22 protein-coding genes are annotated in these 19161 nt (G+C 58.3%); 15 read left to right on the plus strand and 7 right to left on the minus strand.

The window, feature by feature from the left end; translation table 11 throughout:
* Positions 1-9 precede the first annotated feature (9 nt).
* Entirely contained in the window at positions 10-261 is a 252-nt protein-coding gene (locus AB7M26_RS09585; protein WP_123497094.1) for a hypothetical protein, read from the minus strand.
* On the opposite strand from AB7M26_RS09585, the gene AB7M26_RS09590 reads away from it, so the two are divergent.
* Complete coding sequence (locus tag AB7M26_RS09590; RefSeq protein ID WP_007901845.1) at positions 260-601, plus strand: PA4575 family protein; 342 nt, start codon at positions 260-262, stop codon at positions 599-601. The genes AB7M26_RS09585 and AB7M26_RS09590 overlap by 2 nt on opposite strands.
* Before the next feature lie 5 nt (positions 602-606).
* On the opposite strand, the gene AB7M26_RS09595 is transcribed toward AB7M26_RS09590, so the two are convergent.
* Entirely contained in the window at positions 607-2436 is a 1830-nt protein-coding gene (locus AB7M26_RS09595) for a hypothetical protein (RefSeq protein ID WP_123497096.1), read from the minus strand.
* 160 nt (positions 2437-2596) lie between these two features.
* On the opposite strand from AB7M26_RS09595, the gene AB7M26_RS09600 reads away from it, so the two are divergent.
* The 3 genes from AB7M26_RS09600 (at position 2597) to AB7M26_RS09610 (ending at position 4332) form a co-directional block, all read left to right on the plus strand.
* Positions 2597-3085 carry a TIGR00645 family protein gene (locus tag AB7M26_RS09600; RefSeq protein ID WP_007901849.1) on the plus strand — a complete coding sequence of 163 codons (489 nt, stop codon included), beginning with the start codon at positions 2597-2599 and terminating at the stop codon, positions 3083-3085.
* A gap of 202 nt (positions 3086-3287) precedes the next feature.
* Positions 3288-3584: a DUF6482 family protein gene (locus AB7M26_RS09605; protein WP_123497098.1), complete on the plus strand. Its 297-nt coding sequence runs from the start codon at positions 3288-3290 to the stop codon at positions 3582-3584.
* A 130-nt stretch (positions 3585-3714) separates the two neighbouring features.
* Positions 3715-4332, plus strand: a complete 618-nt coding sequence (locus tag AB7M26_RS09610) for an FKBP-type peptidyl-prolyl cis-trans isomerase (protein ID WP_007901858.1) — start codon at positions 3715-3717, stop codon at positions 4330-4332.
* A gap of 132 nt (positions 4333-4464) precedes the next feature.
* Here AB7M26_RS09610 and AB7M26_RS09615 read toward each other — a convergent pair whose 3' ends face one another.
* From AB7M26_RS09615 to AB7M26_RS09625, 3 genes are all read right to left on the minus strand, one after another.
* A complete protein-coding gene (locus AB7M26_RS09615; protein WP_123497100.1) occupies positions 4465-4722 on the minus strand; it encodes a PA4570 family protein in 258 nt (85 codons plus the stop codon).
* Between the two features lie 206 nt (positions 4723-4928).
* A complete protein-coding gene (locus AB7M26_RS09620) occupies positions 4929-5270 on the minus strand; it encodes a zinc ribbon domain-containing protein YjdM (protein ID WP_123497102.1) in 342 nt (113 codons plus the stop codon).
* 162 nt (positions 5271-5432) lie between these two features.
* Positions 5433-6401, minus strand: coding sequence for a polyprenyl synthetase family protein (locus AB7M26_RS09625; RefSeq protein WP_030129461.1), 969 nt, complete (start codon positions 6399-6401; stop codon positions 5433-5435).
* Positions 6402-6641: 240 nt separating this feature from the next.
* Between AB7M26_RS09625 and rplU the strand changes: the two genes are divergently transcribed.
* The 5 genes from rplU (at position 6642) to AB7M26_RS09650 (ending at position 10403) form a co-directional block, all read left to right on the plus strand.
* Positions 6642-6956, plus strand: coding sequence for a 50S ribosomal protein L21 (gene rplU, locus AB7M26_RS09630; RefSeq protein ID WP_007901869.1), 315 nt, complete (start codon positions 6642-6644; stop codon positions 6954-6956).
* 35 nt (positions 6957-6991) lie between these two features.
* On the plus strand, positions 6992-7267 hold the full coding sequence (gene rpmA, locus AB7M26_RS09635; RefSeq protein WP_007901871.1) for a 50S ribosomal protein L27: 276 nt from the start codon (positions 6992-6994) through the stop codon (positions 7265-7267).
* 193 nt (positions 7268-7460) lie between these two features.
* Positions 7461-8684: an Obg family GTPase CgtA gene (gene cgtA / locus AB7M26_RS09640; RefSeq protein ID WP_007901876.1), complete on the plus strand. Its 1224-nt coding sequence runs from the start codon at positions 7461-7463 to the stop codon at positions 8682-8684.
* Positions 8685-8807: 123 nt separating this feature from the next.
* A complete protein-coding gene (gene proB / locus AB7M26_RS09645) occupies positions 8808-9926 on the plus strand; it encodes a glutamate 5-kinase (RefSeq protein WP_032830120.1) in 1119 nt (372 codons plus the stop codon).
* Positions 9927-9938: 12 nt separating this feature from the next.
* Complete coding sequence (locus AB7M26_RS09650) at positions 9939-10403, plus strand: CreA family protein (RefSeq protein WP_123497104.1); 465 nt, start codon at positions 9939-9941, stop codon at positions 10401-10403.
* Between the two features lie 185 nt (positions 10404-10588).
* Here the strand turns inward: AB7M26_RS09650 and rpsT are convergent, their stop codons facing one another.
* Positions 10589-10867, minus strand: a complete 279-nt coding sequence (gene rpsT, locus AB7M26_RS09655) for a 30S ribosomal protein S20 (RefSeq protein ID WP_007901883.1) — start codon at positions 10865-10867, stop codon at positions 10589-10591.
* A gap of 252 nt (positions 10868-11119) precedes the next feature.
* On the opposite strand from rpsT, the gene murJ reads away from it, so the two are divergent.
* From murJ to ispH, 6 genes are all read left to right on the plus strand, one after another.
* Positions 11120-12658 (plus strand): murein biosynthesis integral membrane protein MurJ, encoded by a 1539-nt coding sequence (gene murJ, locus AB7M26_RS09660; RefSeq protein ID WP_123497106.1) that lies wholly within the window; start codon positions 11120-11122, stop codon positions 12656-12658.
* 129 nt (positions 12659-12787) lie between these two features.
* Positions 12788-13738, plus strand: coding sequence for a bifunctional riboflavin kinase/FAD synthetase (gene ribF / locus AB7M26_RS09665; RefSeq protein WP_185022145.1), 951 nt, complete (start codon positions 12788-12790; stop codon positions 13736-13738).
* Positions 13739-16570 carry an isoleucine--tRNA ligase gene (gene ileS / locus AB7M26_RS09670; RefSeq protein WP_123497108.1) on the plus strand — a complete coding sequence of 944 codons (2832 nt, stop codon included), beginning with the start codon at positions 13739-13741 and terminating at the stop codon, positions 16568-16570.
* Positions 16563-17075 (plus strand): signal peptidase II, encoded by a 513-nt coding sequence (gene lspA / locus AB7M26_RS09675; protein ID WP_007901890.1) that lies wholly within the window; start codon positions 16563-16565, stop codon positions 17073-17075. The genes ileS and lspA overlap by 8 nt, the downstream gene beginning before the upstream one ends.
* 7 nt (positions 17076-17082) lie before the next feature.
* Positions 17083-17520 (plus strand): FKBP-type peptidyl-prolyl cis-trans isomerase, encoded by a 438-nt coding sequence (gene fkpB / locus AB7M26_RS09680; RefSeq protein ID WP_185022150.1) that lies wholly within the window; start codon positions 17083-17085, stop codon positions 17518-17520.
* Positions 17521-17675: 155 nt separating this feature from the next.
* Positions 17676-18623 carry a 4-hydroxy-3-methylbut-2-enyl diphosphate reductase gene (ispH, locus tag AB7M26_RS09685; RefSeq protein ID WP_033054296.1) on the plus strand — a complete coding sequence of 316 codons (948 nt, stop codon included), beginning with the start codon at positions 17676-17678 and terminating at the stop codon, positions 18621-18623.
* Here the strand turns inward: ispH and AB7M26_RS09690 are convergent.
* Positions 18600-19148: a GspH/FimT family pseudopilin gene (locus AB7M26_RS09690; RefSeq protein ID WP_123497110.1), complete on the minus strand. Its 549-nt coding sequence runs from the start codon at positions 19146-19148 to the stop codon at positions 18600-18602. The genes ispH and AB7M26_RS09690 overlap by 24 nt on opposite strands.
* Between the last annotated feature and the right edge of the window lie 13 nt (positions 19149-19161).

A 19161-nucleotide genomic window follows, 5' to 3' on the forward strand; every position in this document is an offset into this window, starting at 1 on the left:
TGTCGACTGTTATGCCGCCTTCGCGAGCAAGCCCGCTCCCACAGGTTCTGTAGTGTTTTGCAGACTGTATTCAATGCAAAAGAGCGCCATCGAAATGGCGTCAATATTTGCGCAGCGACCACTCGGCACCTTCTGATTCTGGTTCGCGTGCGAGCCAGACTTTTCTTCTATTATCTGCTCAAGGATATCGACAGTAATCACTGGATCGAGACAGCCTTCCCGTGGAGGCTGAATACCGGATCTATCGAGGGTCGCCGCCATGTCGCGCAACCTCTGTCTCACCCGTCAATGCCTGGGCCTTGTGACCCGTATCGAATGTGCTATCCGCCCGCTGGCGGGAGATACGGGCATGTGGACCTTGCTCTTCGCCGCCGGAATGGCCGGCGAGCAGCCTTCTGCCATCAAGGCCCAAGGCCCGTTCCGTGGGCCGGTCGTGGCGGAATCGATCCTCGACACCATCGTTGAAAGTCTGACCTTGCATGGTTACGAACTGGCCGACGACCCGCAAATCTGGTGCCTGCATCTGCAAGCCCAGTTGCGAGAGATCAATGGTGGTCGTTACCGCAACCTTAGCGGACCCGAGTTTCGGCCCGAGCACTGAACAGGCTATTGATCAAGGCTGCCTGGCTCAGCCTTGTCGAGTTTGACCTCAAACCCATATTGCACGGTGGTGAGGTTGGTTCGCTGATAAGTTTCCAGACGTGTGGGCTGGCCATAGAAGTAATGCACTGCAAATAACGCCGGGCCTTGCGCGCTCGCGTCGTGACTGACCGACAGAATCTCTTTCAAATAATTGCCGCTGTCGTCCTTGGCGAAAAAACGCCAGTCCTGGGCGGGAAACAGTTTCAAATCCACCACCAATGCATTCCCTTTGAACTCCAGGCCTTTGGGCAACTGGCGGGCGTCGTATGTTTGCTGGTCGATAGTCGCCAGAAAGTGCGGCATGGAGCCCACGGCGTAGGCCGGTGTTTCCGGAAACAGGTTCAGATCATAGGTGATGGCGCCGCGGATCGGATCGACCTCATACGCCTCCGACGGCAGCTCTATCGGCCCATCGCGCTGGCCATTGCGGTCTTGGGTAAAGAACGTCACCGGGCTTTCGCCGGGATTGAAAGAGGTGCCGAGCAGTTCGTCATTGAAGCTTCTGGGGTGATTGAATTCGATGCGGGCGGCACTTGGTTCATCGACCGACTGACTGATGCTGATGCTTCTTTTCAGTTGCTCCTCGCTCAACGTTGCGCCCTTGAGCCAAGTCGCAGCCTGGTCGTCATACACCACAACCGGCAACGTCAGCGGCTGGATGGTTTTTTCCGTGGTGTGCGGGTCGAAGCGGCGTATCGGCAGGTTCAGGACCTTGTGGGTCACCGTGACCGCCGAGAAGTCCAGCAGGCTCACTTCGATGGTGTCGATCGGGCCGTTGAAGTAGACCTTGGTGTAATGCCGGGTTTGTTGTTGTTCAAACGCGCGCTGCTCGTCATCGAGCTGTTTTTCGAACGCTTCGCTCCAGGCCTTCTGCTGTTGCATCTGCGCCAGCTGTTTTTGATAAAACGCAATTTGCGCGGCGGTTTCGTTGATCGCACCTGAACGAGAGAGGAATTGCCCGGTGGCGTCCCTGGCCTGAACGATCAATGGGGTGAGTGATATGTCACGTATCTCGGGGGCCAGCGGCGCGCTGTTACTGAATTCGATTTCGGCGTAGTTATTGCCCAGTTTCAATAAGGTGACACTGAGATTGTCGTTGGTGCGAGTCTGGCCGACGTCCTTTTTCGTCAGGTCGAAACTGTAGAGTCGGCGTGGGGCGATGACTTCCACCTTGCCTTGCAGGCTCACCGGTTGTGGTTGGTTCTTCTTGTCCACCTCCAGGCCTTCGATGAAGGGGTAGGTCACCGTCAAATCATCGGGGTTGGTCAGGTTGGAGCTCGACGGGCTCAGCTGAATGCCGGGATCGGTTTCCGACCATTCCGGCTGGAACGCGATGACGCGCTTATTGCTCAGGGTCACCGATTGCCATTCCAGGCCATGAGGAAAAAAGAACGCGCCCGGAATGTTGAAGTTGAAGGGGAATACCGGTTGCAGATCGGTCAGGTAATCCGAGCTGGACTCCTTGTGTAACACGAACAGACCGTTAATGTAGGTGTCGACCAGGGCCTGGGGTGTGGGGTAGTGCTTGAGCACGGCGAGGGCGTCTTCGCCGTATTCGGTGACCACTGGTTTGGTGTCGAGTTTGAGTTGTGCACGCTCGAGTAACAATAGGGAACCGCCTAGCTCGGCTACGGCATTCTTGAGTTTTGGGTCCTCGATCGTCTCCAGGGATTGTTCGAACTGTGCGATCTTTTCTTCGAGGCTGACCTGGCGTTTCTCATCGCTGGGTGAGCAGCCACCGAGCAATAATGCGAAGCAAAGCCCGGCACTCGTTAACGGCAATCGCACATCCATTTCCAGTCTTCCTGTCCGACGTCGCTGACCTGTCAATCATCTGGACACTAGCAGAAAAACTTTGTCACACACACGCAGGTTACGGATTTTCCGGCGGTTTCTGGGTGTAACAGGTGGCTGTTATACTCGCCGCCATTTCCAGCCCCTTGTGTGAGATTCAATGGAACGCTTTATCGAAAATGCAATGTACGCCTCCCGCTGGTTACTGGCGCCGATCTATTTCGGTTTGTCCCTGGGCTTGCTGGCGTTGGCACTGAAATTCTTCCAGGAAGTCTTCCACGTCATTCCTAACGTGTTCTCGATGGCCGAGTCGGATCTGATACTGGTACTGCTGTCGCTGATCGACATGGCGCTGGTGGGCGGCTTGCTGGTGATGGTGATGATCTCTGGCTACGAAAACTTCGTTTCTCAGCTGGATATCGACGACAGCAAGGAAAAGCTCAACTGGCTGGGCACCATGGATTCGTCTTCGTTGAAGATGAAGGTCGCAGCTTCCATCGTGGCGATTTCGTCGATCCACCTGCTACGGATCTTCATGGACGCCAAGAACGTCGATCCCGAGCATTTGAAGTGGTACGTGGTCATTCACATGACCTTCGTGGTGTCGGCGTTTGCCATGGGCTATCTGGACAAGCTGACCAAGCACTGATCGACTAATCCTTGTGGGAGCGTGGCTTGCCCGCGATAGCATCACCTCGGTCTGACGATAAACCGCGGTGATGCCATCGCGGGCAAGCCACGCTCCCACAGTTTTGTGAAACAGACGGGTGGTGCCGTCTGTAGCTTGTACTTTGGCCCGCCGAGGCATATCCATGTAGAGGTCCTGGCTCGCCAATGCCTGAGGTGCGCTCATGAACCTGCAAGAATTGAATGCGTATGCCGTCGCCGGAAAGGTCGATGAGCTGAACCTGATCTCGATGGAAGGCGTGTTTTACGTGCTGGAGGCACGGATGCATGGCGCGGGGCATCCATTGTGCGATGCGCACGGCGAAATATTGCATCTGCGCTCGGTCGAGCATGCGCGTGAAGTGCTTCATGCCTTTCCCAAGTTGTCGTTCAACGTCGTGCATACCTCGGTTCAGGATGAAATGTGCGGTGCCAGCACCGAGGAAAGCCTGAAGGTACCGATCACTTTCCGTTCCGCGTGACAGGGCCGACACGGCTCATCAACGTGACGGCATCTGTGCTAGTCTGCTCGCCCTTTTGATTCCGGGCGCTCCGGGATGCGCTGTGCATGCACGGCAAGTTCCAGGGCCGTCCGCACAACGGAGCAGTGTCATGTCCGAAGTAAATCTGTCTACCGACGAAACCCGCGTCAGCTACGGCATTGGCCGTCAGTTGGGCGACCAGCTGCGTGACAACCCGCCTCCGGGCGTTAGCCTGGACGCAATCCTGGCTGGCCTGACCGACGCGTTCGCCGGCAAGCCAAGCCGTGTGGGTCAGGAAGAGATGTCCGCCAGCTTCAAGGTGATCCGCGAAATCATGCAAGCCGAAGCTGCAGCCAAGGCTGAAGCCGCTGCTGGCGAAGGCCTGGCTTTCCTGGCTGAAAACGCCAAGCGCGAAGGCATCACCACGCTGGCTTCCGGCCTGCAATTCGAAGTACTGACCCAAGGTGAAGGCGCCAAGCCGACCCGTGAAGATCAAGTGCGCACTCACTACCACGGCACTCTGATCGACGGCACTGTGTTCGACAGCTCCTACGATCGTGGTCAGCCTGCAGAATTCCCGGTAGGCGGCGTTATCGCTGGCTGGACCGAAGCCCTGCAACTGATGAACGCCGGCAGCAAATGGCGTCTGTACGTGCCGAGCGAACTGGCTTACGGCGCTCAAGGCGTTGGCAGCATTCCGCCGCACAGCGTACTGGTATTCGACGTCGAACTGCTCGACGTTCTGTAAACCCGTGATCCTGTAGGAGCGAGCGGTGCGGCGATCCGACTTGCCCGCGAAGGCATCAACTCGGTTTCAAGCTTGAATCGAGTTGCCTGTTTCGCGAGCAAGCTTCGCTCCTACAGATATTTGCAGTGTTACTCATATTTCGATCTTGTTGTGCGGCTCATTCGTCGGGCGCAACGCCCGGGCATAGCAGAACAGAAACAGATTGCGCACCAGTTCCTTGAGCACCACCGGCTCGCTGGAACTTAAACCGTTGACGTCCAGATCACCCTGATCCTGTAGCTCGTTCAAGGCTTCTTCTTCAAGCACCGCACAGACTTCCCCGGTTTCCCGATGCAGGATTCTGAGGTAGGGGTGTGGGCGGTCCAGCCAGGCATCGATCAAATAAGTCATGAGTCTCATCTCCATTGATGGGTTTCAATGAGAATAATTCTTATTCATCAAATAGCAAGGGCCTATTGGCGGTTTGTGTTTTTTTCTGTGGGGAAATTGCTGAGTGTCAAAACGACTGGCGTTTGGCTATTGCGCGGGAATGCTGGGTGATTCGGGGAAGGGCGAAGCACCATCCCACGCCGGGCGCGGGATGGAATGCAGCAGATTCAGACTTTTCTGACGAACTCGGATTTGAGCTTCATCGGGCCGATGCCATCGATCTTGCAGTCGATGTCGTGATCGCCATCGCACAGGCGGATGTTCTTGACCTTGGTGCCGACCTTGACCACCAGCGACGTGCCTTTGACCTTGAGGTCCTTGATCACGGTGATGGTATCGCCGTCCTGCAGGACATTGCCGACCGAGTCCTTTTTCACGGTGTCATCGGAAGTCACTTCGGCTTCGCCACCGGCGGACCACTCGTGGGCGCACTCTGGGCAGATCAGCTGGGTGCCGTCTTCGTAGGTGTATTCGGAATTGCATTTTGGGCAGGGTGGCAGCGTGCTCACTAAAGCTCCTTGGATTCAGGATGGCTAAAAAGCGCACATTATATAGGGTTTTGTTGCAGGAAGGGGCTGACAGCAAAAGATCAAATCGGCAGCTACTGCGGGGTTTTGTATACACCTGTAGGAGCTGCCGAAGGCTGCGATCTTTTGATCTTGCCGTTAATGTCAGTGCGTGCGGGCGACCGCGAACTCACTCAACTCAACCAACGCATCGCGGTATTCGCTGGCGGGCAGGGCGTCGAGGCACTTGATCGCACGGGCCACATAATCGCGGGCCAGTTGCGCGGTGTAATCCAGCGAGCCGGAAGCTTCAACAGCTTCGCGAATGCTTTCCAGATCTTCGATGCCACCTTTCTGGATCGCCTGACGAACCAGTGCGGCCTGCTCAGGAGTGCCTTCGCGCATGGTGTAGATCAGCGGCAGCGTCGGTTTGCCTTCGGCCAGATCGTCACCGACGTTCTTGCCCAGGGTTTCGGCATCGCCCCGGTAATCCAGCAGGTCGTCGACCAATTGGAAGGCCACCCCCAGGTGATCGCCGAAGGTGCGCAGTGCTTCGCTCTGTTCCGGCGAGGCACCGGCCAGAGCGGCGGCACTGTGGGTCGAGGCTTCGAAGAGCATCGCGGTTTTGCCGCGGATGACTTCCATGTAGGTTTCTTCGGTGGTGCTGGCGTCGCGGACCTTCGACAGCTGCAACACTTCGCCTTCAGCGATGATGCGCGTGGCTTGCGAAAGGATCTTCATCACCGGCATGGAGCCCAGTTCGACCATCATTTCGAAGGAGCGCGAATACAGGAAGTCGCCCACCAGCACGCTCGGCGCATTGCCCCACATGGCGTTGGCGGTCGAGCGGCCACGGCGCATGCCGGACATGTCGACAACGTCGTCATGCAGCAAAGTGGCGGTGTGCAGGAACTCGATGGTCGCGGCCAACAGGCGCAGGTCATCGCCTTCGCGGCCGAGTGCCTTGCCGCACAGCAGCACGAGCAACGGGCGCAGGCGTTTACCGCCAGCCGAGGTAATGTAGTCGCCGATTTTCGATACCAGCGGCACTCGGGAAGTCAGCTGTTTCTTGATGATGCCGTCGACGGCGCTAAAATCGTCCGCCACCGCGCGGTAGAAAGCTTGGGGTTGCATCAGCGACAGTTGCTCCAGAAGGGTTGCGCGGCATGCTAGGACCCACGTCCGGGCCTGTCAAGGCGCGATGGACAGCCTCTTGCATCGCCCCGGAAGCTTGCGTACAATCGCGCACCCTGAACTTCCTGGGCAGCACCTGCCTTACGCAATTGCAAACAGGCCTTCCAGCCTTATGCAGCCATGCCAGCCAATACCTCTTCTTATAAAGAGCTGGGTGAGCAGGATTATCGGAGAAATACCATGTCTTATGCAGTAATCGTTACTGGTGGCAAGCAGTACAAAGTTGCTCCAGGTGAATACCTGAAGATCGAAAAACTGGAAATCGCTACCGGCGAATCCGTTACTTTTGATCGCGTTCTGTTGGTTGCCAATGGCGACGACGTGAATATCGGCGCTCCAGTTGTTCCTGGCGCTACCGTTGTGGCTGAAGTGATCTCCCAAGGTCGTCACGATAAAGTCCGCATCATCAAGTTCCGTCGTCGTAAGCACCACATGAAGCGTATGGGCCACCGCCAGTGGTACACCGAGATCAAAATCACCGGTATTCAGGCTTAATTTCAGCCTAATTCCTCACTAGGAGAATTGAACTCATGGCACACAAAAAAGCTGGTGGTAGTACCCGTAACGGTCGCGACTCAGAAGCCAAACGCCTTGGCGTGAAGATGTATGGCGGCCAGGTTATCATTCCGGGCAACATCATCGTGCGTCAGCGCGGCACCCAATTCCACGCTGGCTACGGCGTTGGCATGGGCAAAGATCACACTCTGTTCGCTAAAATCGACGGCGTGATCAAGTTCGAAGTAAAAGGCGCCTTCGGTCGTCGTTACGTAAGCATTGTTCCGAAGACTGACGTCGTCGCGGCATAATTACGTAGTTGCTGGAAAAGCCCTGTCTTGCGACGGGGCTTTTTCGTTTGTGGGGTGAGTCTCTTGCAAAGCTGTTTGTGATGGGCTCCAGCGCTGTATTGGCGGTCGTTGATTGAGGTCGCTGCGCTCATTTTTGCAAGAGTCTTATGTCTAGGTTTTTTCGGCTCGTCCGTATGGCGAGAGGCGTTTTGTTATGAAGTTTGTTGATGAAGTATCGATTCGAGTAAAGGCCGGGGACGGCGGCAACGGTTGCATGAGCTTCCGTCGTGAAAAATTCATTGAAAACGGCGGCCCGAACGGCGGTGATGGCGGTGATGGCGGCTCGGTCTACATGGTCGCCGACGAAAACCTCAATACCCTGGTGGACTACCGTTACACCCGGCACTTCGATGCCGAGCGTGGTTCCAACGGCGGCAGCACTGACTGCACCGGCAAGAAAGGTGAGGAGTTGGTGCTGCGCGTTCCGGTCGGCACTACCGTTATCGATTCCGCGACTCAGGAAGTGATCGGCGACTTGACCAAGGCTGGTCAGCGTCTGCTGGTGGCTCACGGCGGCTGGCACGGTCTGGGTAACACTCGTTTCAAATCCAGCACCAACCGGGCGCCGCGCCAGACCACGCCGGGCAAGCCGGGTGAGCAGCGCGACCTGAAACTGGAAATGAAGGTGTTGGCGGACGTCGGTCTGCTCGGTTTGCCGAACGCCGGCAAAAGTACCTTCATTCGCTCGGTATCGGCCGCCAAGCCGAAAGTCGCCGACTACCCGTTCACCACTCTGGTGCCAAACCTGGGTGTTGTCAGTGTCGATCGCTGGAAGAGCTTTGTGGTGGCGGACATTCCCGGCCTGATCGAAGGTGCTTCCGACGGCGCAGGTCTGGGGATTCGTTTCCTCAAGCACTTGTCGCGCACCCGTCTGCTGCTGCACCTCGTCGACATGGCGCCGCTGGATGACACCAGTGCTCCGGATGCCGCTGAAGTAATCGTCAGCGAGCTGACCAAGTTCAGCCCGTCCCTGGCTGAGCGTGATCGCTGGCTGGTGCTGAACAAGTGCGACCAGATCCTTGAGGAAGAGCACGACGCTCGCGTCAAGGAAATCGTTGATCGTCTGGAGTGGACCGGTCCGGTCTACGTGATCTCCGCGATCGCCAAGCAAGGCACCGAGCGTCTTTGCCATGACATCATGCGTTACCTGGAAGATCGTGCCGATCGTCTGGCTAATGACCCGGCCTACAAGGAAGAGCTGGCCGAGCTCGATCAGCGCATCGAAGACGAAGCGCGCGCGCAGTTGCAGGCGCTGGACGATCAGCGTGCCCTGCGTCGCAGTGGTGTGAAGTCGGTCCATGACATCGGTGACGACGATTGGGACGAGGAAGATGTGGATGACGAAGACGGTCCGGAAATCATTTACGTGCGTGACTGATCCGTTGCGATAAACTTGAACGCCGCTCACTGGAGCGGCGTTTTAGTATCTGGAAATCAGTAGTCACGAATAACGTCATGGGCAGCGCTGGGTCGTGCTGTCCTCAAGCTAAGGTTGAAGATGATGCGGAGCAAGGTGACAGGTGCGCAGCGTTGGGTCGTGAAGATCGGCAGCGCTTTGCTGACGGCGGACGGCAAAGGCCTGGATCGCGCGGCAATGGGTGTCTGGGTCGAGCAGATGGTTGCCCTGCACGAGGCGGGTGTTGAACTGGTGCTGGTGTCCTCCGGGGCAGTGGCGGCGGGTATGAGCCGCTTGGGCTGGACTGTACGACCCAGTGCAATGCACGAGTTGCAGGCCGCTGCCGCTATCGGTCAGATGGGGTTGGTGCAGGCCTGGGAGTCGAGCTTCGCCGAGCATGGCCGGCATACCGCGCAGATTCTCCTGACTCACGACGATTTGTCCGACCGCAAGCGCTACCTGAACGCTCGCAGTACCTTGCGCGCGCTGGTCGAGCTCAAGGTGATCCCGGTGATCAACGAGAACGACACTGTGGTCACTGACGAAATCCGTTTCGGCGACAACGACACGTTGGCAGCGTTGGTGGCGAATCTGGTTGAAGCTGATTTGCTGGTGATCCTCACCGATCGCGACGGCATGTTCGACGCCGATCCGCGCAACAATCCCGATGCCAAGCTGATTTACGAGGCGCGTGCCGATGATCCGGCGCTGGATGCGGTGGCTGGCAGCACGGGCGGTGCACTGGGTCGTGGTGGAATGCAGACCAAGTTGCGCGCTGCGCGTCTGGCCGCGCGTTCCGGTGCGCACACCATCATTGTCGGCGGCCGCATTGATCGCGTGCTGGATCGTCTCAAGGCGGGCGAGCGCATCGGTACCTTGTTGTCACCTGAGCGTGGCATGCTGGCGGCGCGCAAGCAGTGGCTGGCTGGGCATCTGCAAACTCGCGGCACGCTGGTGCTGGATGCGGGGGCGGTGACGGCGTTGTCCCAAGGCAACAAAAGTTTGCTGCCGGTGGGCGTCAAGCTGGTCCAGGGCAGTTTCCGTCGCGGCGAAATGGTGGTCTGTGTGGCGCCGGACGGTCGTGAAATCGCCCGTGGCCTGGCTAACTACAGTGCTCTGGAAGCACAAAAAATCATCGGTCAGTCGTCTGAGGCGATTGTCGGTCTGCTGGGTTACATGGCGGAGCCGGAACTGGTTCACCGCGATAACCTGATTCTGGTCTGAAGGAATACCTGAATGCGTATGGCAAAAGGATTATTGGGCTTGTTGTTGGCGATGCCGCTGTTGGCCTCGGCCGATGAAATTGGCCAGGTGTCGACGGTGTTCAAGTTCGTCGGCCCGAACGACCGTATCGTTGTCGAGGCGTTTGATGACCCGAAAGTGGATGGCGTGACTTGCTACCTGTCGCGCGCCAAGACTGGCGGGGTAAAGGGTGGGTTGGGTCTGGCTGAGGATCGCGCTGAAGCGTCTATTGCGTGCCGCCAGGTCGGGCCGATCAACTTCAAGGGTGAGCTCAAGGATGGCGAGGAGGTGTTCAAGGAGCGCACGTCCCTGGTGTTCAAGACCATGCAGGTGGTGCGATTCCTCGACAAGAAGCGCAATACGCTGGTGTATCTGGTTTATAGCGATCGTTTGATCGAGGGCAGCCCGCAGAATGCGGTGACGGCGATTCCGATTTTGCCGTGGGCACACGCTCAATAAGCTAGCAAAGATCAAAATGTGGGAGCGGGCTTGCTCGCGAAGACTGGCTGACATTCAGCATCTATGTTGACTGTTACGCCGCATTCGCGAGCAAGCCCGCTCCCACATTTTTTTTGCGTGGTATTTGCCAAATCCCAGGCAATAAAAAACCGACCCTGGGGTCGGTTTTTTAATGAGCGTGTCGCTTAGGCAGCAGCGGCAACGTTCAGGGCCTTTACGTGGCCATTCAGGCGGCTCTTATGACGAGCAGCTTTGTTCTTGTGGATGATGCCTTTATCGGCCATACGGTCGATAACTGGCACAGCCAGAACGTAAGCAGCTTGAGCTTTGGCAGCGTCTTTTGCGTCGATGGCCTTAACTACATTCTTGATGTAGGTACGAACCATGGAACGCAGGCTGGCGTTGTGGCTGCGACGCTTCTCAGCCTGTTTTGCACGTTTTTTGGCGGAAGGTGTGTTGGCCACCGTCGAGCTCCTCGAAAGACTTTTTAGGAAATAGCAAACAAAATAGGCCGCGAATCATGCCGATGAGTTGATGTCTTGTCAAGGGCGGTTGAGACGATCCGCTAAGTGGCAGGTATAGAGCGCCGGGATATTTCTTTCCGGCGTGCGACCTGTAAACTCGCGAGCTTTGGCTCTGTGCTGTTGCGGCGCGGAGTATCGCATAAGTGGGCGCGTTGTTCGCCTGCTGTTTATCGACAGGCATAAACTCTTTCAATGAATCTGCTCAAATCGTTGGCCGCTGTCAGCTCTATCACGATGGTTTCCCGGGTGTTGGGGTTCGTTCGCGACACCCTCATCGCTCGCGCATTTGGTGCGGGAATGGCGACCGACGCCTTCTTTATCGCCTTCAAACTGCCCAATCTGCTGCGGCGGATCTTCGCCGAGGGAGCATTTTCCCAGGCGTTCGTGCCGATTCTCGCCGAATATAAAAGCCAGAAGGGCGAGGAGGCGACGCGAACCTTCATTGCCTACGTCTCGGGCCTGCTGACGCTGGTGCTGGCGCTGGTCACCGCGCTGGGCATGCTCGCTGCGCCCTGGGTCATCTGGGCCACGGCACCGGGTTTCGTCACGACCCCGGAAAAATTCGAGCTGACCACCGATCTGCTGCGGGTCACTTTTCCTTATATATTGCTGATCTCCCTGTCTTCATTGGCCGGCGCGATCCTCAATACCTGGAACCGCTTCTCGGTCCCGGCCTTCGTGCCGACCCTGCTCAATGTCAGCATGATCATCTTTGCGGTGTTCCTGACGCCGTATTTCGATCCACCGGTCATGGCGCTGGGCTGGGCCGTTCTGGTGGGTGGCCTGGCGCAATTGCTGTTTCAGCTGCCGCACCTGAAAAAAATCGGCATGCTGGTGCTGCCGCGCCTGAGCCTGCGCGATAGCGGTGTCTGGCGGGTCATGAAGCAGATGCTGCCAGCGATCATCGGCGTTTCGGTGAGCCAGATTTCGCTGATCATCAACACCATATTTGCTTCGTTTCTGGTGGCGGGTTCCGTTTCCTGGATGTATTACGCCGATCGCCTGATGGAATTGCCATCCGGTGTACTGGGTGTGGCACTGGGCACGATTCTGCTGCCCACGCTGGCCAGGACCTATGCCAGCCAGGATCGCCACGAATACTCGCGGATCCTCGATTGGGGGTTGCGCCTGTGCTTCATGCTGGTATTGCCGTGCGCCCTGGCGCTGGGGATTCTGGCTGAGCCGCTGACGGTTTCGTTGTTCCAGTACGGCCAATTCAGCGCATTCGATGCGGTCATGACCCAGCGCGCGTTGATTGCCTATTCCGTCGGCTTGCTGGGGATTATCGTGATCAAAGTGCTGGCGCCAGGCTTTTATGCGCAACAAAACATCCGCACTCCGGTAAAAATCGCGATTTTCACCCTGATCGTCACTCAGCTGTTCAACCTGGTGCTGATCGGTCCGCTGGCTCATGCCGGTCTGGCCCTGGCCATCAGCGCGGGCGCCTGCATCAATGCCGGGCTGTTGTTCTATCAGTTGCGCAAGCAGCAGATGTATCAGCCGCAACCGGGCTGGGCGAAGTTCGGTCTCAAACTGCTGGTGGCGGTGGCGGTGATGTCCGCGGTATTGCTGGGCGCAATGCACTTCATGCCGGCTTGGGCGGAAGGGCATATGCTGGAGCGTTTGCTGCGACTGGGCGCATTGGTGATCGCCGGCGTGGTGGTCTATTTCGGCATGTTGCTGTTGATGGGCTTCCGTTTGCGCGACTTCAATCGCAAAGCGCTGAGCTGAGGCTTTTGTCTCGATAAACACGGGCGGGCCGACGGTTTTGTCGGCTCGATCACTTTGGGTTACGGTGTTGCCTGTCGTCGGCCGCCGGGTGTGGTTATAATCGACCACTTTATGAGCAAGAAGCGCGTTATGCAGCTGGTTCGAGGCCTCCACAACCTGCGCCCCCAGCATCGGGGCTGTGTCGCCACTATTGGCAACTTTGACGGTGTTCACCGTGGTCACCAGGCTATCCTGGCCCGGCTGCGTGAGCGTGCGCTCGAGTTGGGCGTGCCCAGCTGCGTGGTGATTTTTGAGCCGCAGCCGCGAGAATTCTTCGCACCGGACACCGCCCCGGCCCGTCTGGCCCGCTTGCGGGACAAACTGCAGCTGCTGGCCCTGGAAGGTGTCGACCGGGTGCTGTGCCTGGCGTTCAATCAGCGCCTGAGCAAACTCAGCGCCAGCGAATTCGTCGATACTATTCTGGTGGACGGCCTCGGCGTGCAGCATCTGGAGGTCGGCGACGATTTCCGTTTCGGCTGCGACCGGCTAGGGGATTTCGATTTCCTGCAACAGGCTGGCGTCCTTCAGGGGTTTACCGTCGAAGCGGCGCAGACCGTTGTGCTGGACGGCATTCGTGTCAGCAGCACTCAGGTGCGTAACGCCCTGGCCGCTGCCGATTTTGCCTTGGCCGAGCGGCTGCTCGGTCGTCCGTACCGGATTGCCGGGCGGGTTCTGCATGGCCAGAAGCTGGCGCGCCAATTGGGTACGCCGACAGCCAACGTGCAGCTCAAGCGTCGTCGTGTGCCGTTGAGCGGGGTTTATCTGGTCAACGTCGACATCGACGGCAAGACCTGGCCAGGCGTCGCCAATATTGGCGTGCGGCCAACGGTCGAAGGGGATGGCAAAGCCCACCTCGAAGTACACCTTTTAGATTTTGCCGGCGATCTGTATGACCGGCGTTTGACGGTGGTTTTCCACCACAAGCTGCGTGAAGAGCAGCGTTTCGCCTCTCTGGAGGCGCTTAAGACGGCGATCAATGCGGATGTCGCCGCCGCCCGTGCCCTGTCGCACCTAGCGCCAATCGCTAATGAAGAGCCTTAAATGACCGACTATAAAGCCACGCTAAACCTTCCGGACACCGCCTTCCCAATGAAGGCCGGCCTGCCTCAGCGCGAACCGCAGATTCTGCAGCGCTGGGACAGCATTGGCCTGTACGGTAAGTTGCGCGAGATTGGCAAGGATCGTCCGAAGTTCGTACTTCACGACGGTCCTCCGTACGCCAACGGCACGATTCACATCGGTCATGCGCTGAACAAGATTCTCAAGGACATGATCATCCGCTCGAAGACCCTGTCGGGTTTCGACGCGCCTTATGTTCCGGGCTGGGACTGCCACGGTCTGCCGATCGAACACAAAGTCGAAGTGACCCACGGCAAGAACCTGGGCGCGGACAAGACTCGCGAACTGTGCCGTGCCTACGCCACCGAGCAGATCGAAGGCCAGAAGTCCGAATTCATCCGTCTGGGCGTGTTGGGCGACTTCGCCAACCCGTACAAGACCATGGACTTCAAAAACGAGGCCGGTGAAATCCGCGCCCTGGCGGAAATCGTCAAGGGTGGCTTCGTGTTCAAGGGCCTGAAGCCTGTGAACTGGTGCTTTGACTGCGGTTCGGCCCTGGCTGAAGCGGAAGTCGAGTACGAGAACAAAAAATCCGCGACCATCGACGTGGCGTTCCCGATCGCTGACGAAGCCAAACTGGCTGCCGCGTTCGGTCTGCCGTCGTTGGGCAAACCCGCCTCGATCGTGATCTGGACCACCACCCCGTGGACCATCCCGGCCAACCAGGCGTTGAACGTTCACCCGGAATTCAACTACGCACTGGTCGACGTCGGCGACAAACTGCTGGTGCTGGCTGAAGAGCTGGTCGAGTCGTGCCTTGCCCGCTACAGCCGGGAAGGTTCGGTCATTGCGACCACCACCGGTAAAGCACTGGAACTGATCAACTTCCGTCACCCGTTCTACGATCGTCTGTCGCCGGTTTACCTGGCCGACTACGTCGAACTGGGCGCGGGCACCGGTGTGGTTCACTCCGCGCCAGCCTATGGCGTAGACGACTTCGTGACCTGCAAAGCCTATGGCATGGTCAACGACGACATCCTCAATCCGGTGCAAAGCAACGGCGTCTACGCGACATCGCTGGAGTTCTTCGGTGGCCAGTTCATCTGGAAGGCCAACCCGGCCATCGTCGACAAACTGACCGAAGTCGGCGCGTTGCTGCATACCACCACCATCGAACACAGCTACATGCACTGCTGGCGTCACAAGACCCCGCTGATCTACCGCGCCACCGCGCAGTGGTTCATCGGCATGGACAAAGAGCCTGCAACCGGCGAAACCCTGCGCAAGCGGGCAATCAAGGCCATCGAAGAGACCAAATTTGTTCCGGCCTGGGGCCAGGCGCGTCTGCACTCGATGATCGCCAACCGTCCGGACTGGTGCATCTCCCGTCAGCGCAACTGGGGCGTGCCGATCCCGTTCTTCCTGAACAAGGAAAGCGGCGAGCTACACCCACGCACTGTCGAATTGATGGAAATTGTCGCCCAGCGCGTCGAAGTCGAAGGCATCGAAGCCTGGTTCAAGATGGACGCCGCCGAGTTGCTCGGTGAAGAAGCGCCGCTGTACGACAAGATCAGCGACACCCTGGACGTCTGGTTCGACTCGGGCACCACGCACTGGCACGTCCTGCGCGGCTCGCACTCGATGGGCCACGAGACCGGTCCACGTGCCGACCTGTACCTGGAAGGTTCGGACCAACACCGCGGCTGGTTCCACTCATCGTTGCTGACCGGTTGTGCCATCGACGACCACGCGCCGTACCGCGAGCTGCTGACCCACGGTTTCACCGTCGACGAATCCGGCCGCAAAATGTCCAAATCCTTGGGCAACGTGATCGCGCCGCAGAAGGTCAACGACACCCTGGGCGCCGACATCATGCGTCTGTGGGTCGCTTCTACCGACTACTCGGGTGAAATGGCGGTTTCCGAGCAAATCCTGCAACGCAGTGCGGACGCCTATCGGCGTATTCGTAACACCGCGCGCTTCCTGCTTTCCAACCTGACCGGTTTCAACCCGGCCACCGACATCCTGCCGGCCGAAGAAATGCTGGCGCTGGACCGTTGGGCCGTGGATCGCACCTTGCTGCTGCAACGTGAGCTGCAAGAGCACTACGGCGAATACCGCTTCTGGAACGTCTACTCCAAGATCCACAACTTCTGCGTGCAGGAGCTGGGCGGTTTCTACCTCGACATCATCAAGGACCGTCAGTACACCACTGGCGCCAACAGCAAGGCCCGTCGTTCGGCGCAAACCGCGCTGTACCACATCAGCGAAGCGCTGGTGCGCTGGATCGCGCCGATCCTGGCGTTCACCGCCGACGAGCTGTGGCAGTACCTGCCGGGCGAGCGTAACGAGTCTGTGATGCTCAACACCTGGTACGAAGGCCTGACCGAATTGCCGGAAGGCTTCGAGCTGGACCGCGCCTACTGGGAGCGGATCATGGCGGTGAAGGTGGCAGTCAACAAGGAAATGGAAATCCAGCGCGCAGCGAAGGCCGTCGGTGGCAACCTGCAAGCCGAAGTGACGCTGTTCGCCGAAGACGCGCTGAGCGCCGACCTGGCCAAGCTGAGCAACGAACTGCGCTTCGTACTGATCACCTCGACTGCCGCCGTTGCCCCGTTGGTGCAGGCTCCGGCCGACGCAGTGGTCACCGAAGTTGGCGGCCTGAAGCTCAAAGTGGTCAAATCGAGCCATGCCAAGTGCGCCCGTTGCTGGCATTGCCGTGAAGACGTCGGCGTGAACCCGGAGCATCCGGAAATCTGCGGTCGTTGCGTCGACAACATCAGCGGCGCGGGCGAGGTTCGTCACTATGCCTAACGCCGTTGGCCGTTTCGGACGGCTGAGCTGGCTCTGGTTGAGTTTGCTGGTCCTGGTCATCGACCAGGCCAGCAAGTTCTACTTCGAAGGCTCGCTGAGCATGTACCAGCAAATCGTGGTGATCCCCGATTACTTCAGCTGGACCCTGGCCTACAACACTGGCGCGGCGTTCAGTTTCCTGGCTGACAGCTCGGGTTGGCAGCGCTGGCTGTTCGCTCTGATCGCGGTGGTGGTCAGTGCGGTGCTGGTAGTCTGGCTCAAGCGCCTGGGGCGCAACGAAACCTGGCTGGCGGTTGCGCTGGCTCTGGTTCTGGGTGGCGCGCTGGGCAATTTGTATGACCGCATTGCCTTGGGCCATGTGATCGATTTCATTCTGGTGCATTGGCAGAACCGCTGGTATTTCCCGGCGTTCAACTTTGCTGACAGCGCAATTTCTGTCGGTGCCGTGATGCTTGCACTGGATATGTTCAAAAGTAAAAAGACCGGAGAAACCGTTCATGACTGAACAGGTATTGGCTGAGCAACGCATTGGCCAGAACACGGAAGTCACCTTGCATTTTGCATTGCGTCTGGAGAACGGCGACACCGTCGACAGTACCTTCGACAAAGCCCCGGCGACCTTCAAGGTTGGCGACGGCAGCCTGTTGCCAGGTTTCGAAGCCGCGCTGTTCGGTTTCAAGGCCGGCGACAAACGCACCCTGACCATTGAGCCGGAAAACGCCTTTGGTCAGCCGAACCCGCAAAACGTACAGATCATCCCGCGCTCGCAGTTCAAGGATATGGAACTGTCGCCTGGCTTGCTGGTGATCTTCAACGATGCGGCCAATACTGAATTGCCCGGTGTGGTGAAAGAATTCGATGACGCCCAGGTGACCATCGACTTCAACCACCCGCTGGCTGGCAAGACGCTGACCTTTGACGTGGAAATCATTTCCGTCAAAGCACTGTAAGAAACAGAGCAGACCCACTGTGGGAGCGGGCTTGCCCGCGATAGCGGTACATCAGCCGACATCAAAGTTGGCTGTCAGACCCTCATCGCGGGCAAGCCCGCTCCCACAGGGATTGCAATGATCCAATTTTTCGCGCGCAAGACACGAGGCACAGCATGCAAATCAAACTCGCCAACCCCCGTGGCTTCTGCGCCGGTGTGGACCGGGCGATCGAAATCGTCAACCGCGCCCTGGAAGTCTTCGGGCCGCCGATCTACGTGCGCCACGAAGTGGTCCACAACAAATTCGTCGTCGAAGACCTGCGCGCCCGTGGGGCGATCTTCGTTGAAGAGCTGGATCAGGTACCAGACGACGTGATCGTGATCTTCAGCGCCCATGGCGTTTCCCAGGCCGTGCGTACCGAAGCCGCAGGCCGTGGCCTGAAGGTGTTCGACGCTACCTGCCCGCTGGTGACCAAGGTACACATAGAAGTCGCGCGCTACAGCCGCGACGGCCGTGAATGCATCCTCATCGGCCACGCCGGTCACCCGGAAGTCGAAGGCACCATGGGCCAGTACGATGGCAGCAATGGTGGCGCGATCTATCTGGTCGAGGACGAGAAAGACGTCGCCGCGTTGCAAGTAAACAACCCTGAAAAACTGGCCTTCGTCACCCAGACCACCCTGTCCATGGACGATACCAGTCGCGTGATCGACGCCCTGCGTACTCGGTTTCCGGCCATCGGCGGCCCACGCAAGGACGATATCTGCTACGCCACGCAAAACCGTCAGGACGCCGTCAAGCAACTGGCAGACGAATGCGACGTGGTGCTGGTGGTCGGCAGCCCGAACAGCTCCAACTCCAATCGCCTGCGTGAACTGGCTGAACGCATGGCCACCCCGGCCTATCTGATCGACGGCGCCGAAGACCTGCAAAAGAGCTGGTTCGATGGTGTCGAGCGTATTGGCATCACCGCTGGTGCCTCCGCTCCGGAAGTATTGGTGCGTGGCGTGATCCAGCAGTTGCAGGCTTGGGGTGCCACCGGGGCCGATGAGTTGGCCGGGCGTGAAGAGAACATCACGTTCTCGATGCCTAAAGAGCTACGCGTCCGCTCCCTGCTCTGAATCTTCTCCTCCCGCGCACAGCGCCTGTTCAGTCTTATCGCTGCGCAGGCTGACCCGTCCGGTCCGGGACAGCACCACCTGGTGCAGGCTGACCGGTTTGCGGCTGGCGCAAATATGTAACGTCCCCGCTTGAAAGGCACCACTGGGCAACTGCGGTTCGCCCAGGCTGCTGAACTGTACGAAATTCTTGACCGGCCGATTACCGACAATGGGCACTCGAGCGTCGCTCTGTTGCTCGACCAGCAGCGGATTGCTGCTGTCCTCCGGGCCTTTACCGCTGACATCCAGAATGATCCGCCAACCCTGGCCCCAGTCGCCGTTGATTCCGTGTATCACCACACTCTGATTGCGTGTGATAGCAGCGGTTCTGGCATTGCGCATACCACTGACAATCGACTGCGCCGCCTGCTCTCGATGGTTCGATTCTGTCAGTGCCGCGAACGCCGGGCTGACCAGTTGCAGAACAATCCCGACAATTGTCAGTCCCATGAGCAGTTCGATCAGGCTGAAACCTTGCTGATGCATGTTATCTCCCTCC

Source organism: Pseudomonas sp. F-14 TE3482, from assembly GCF_053629455.1.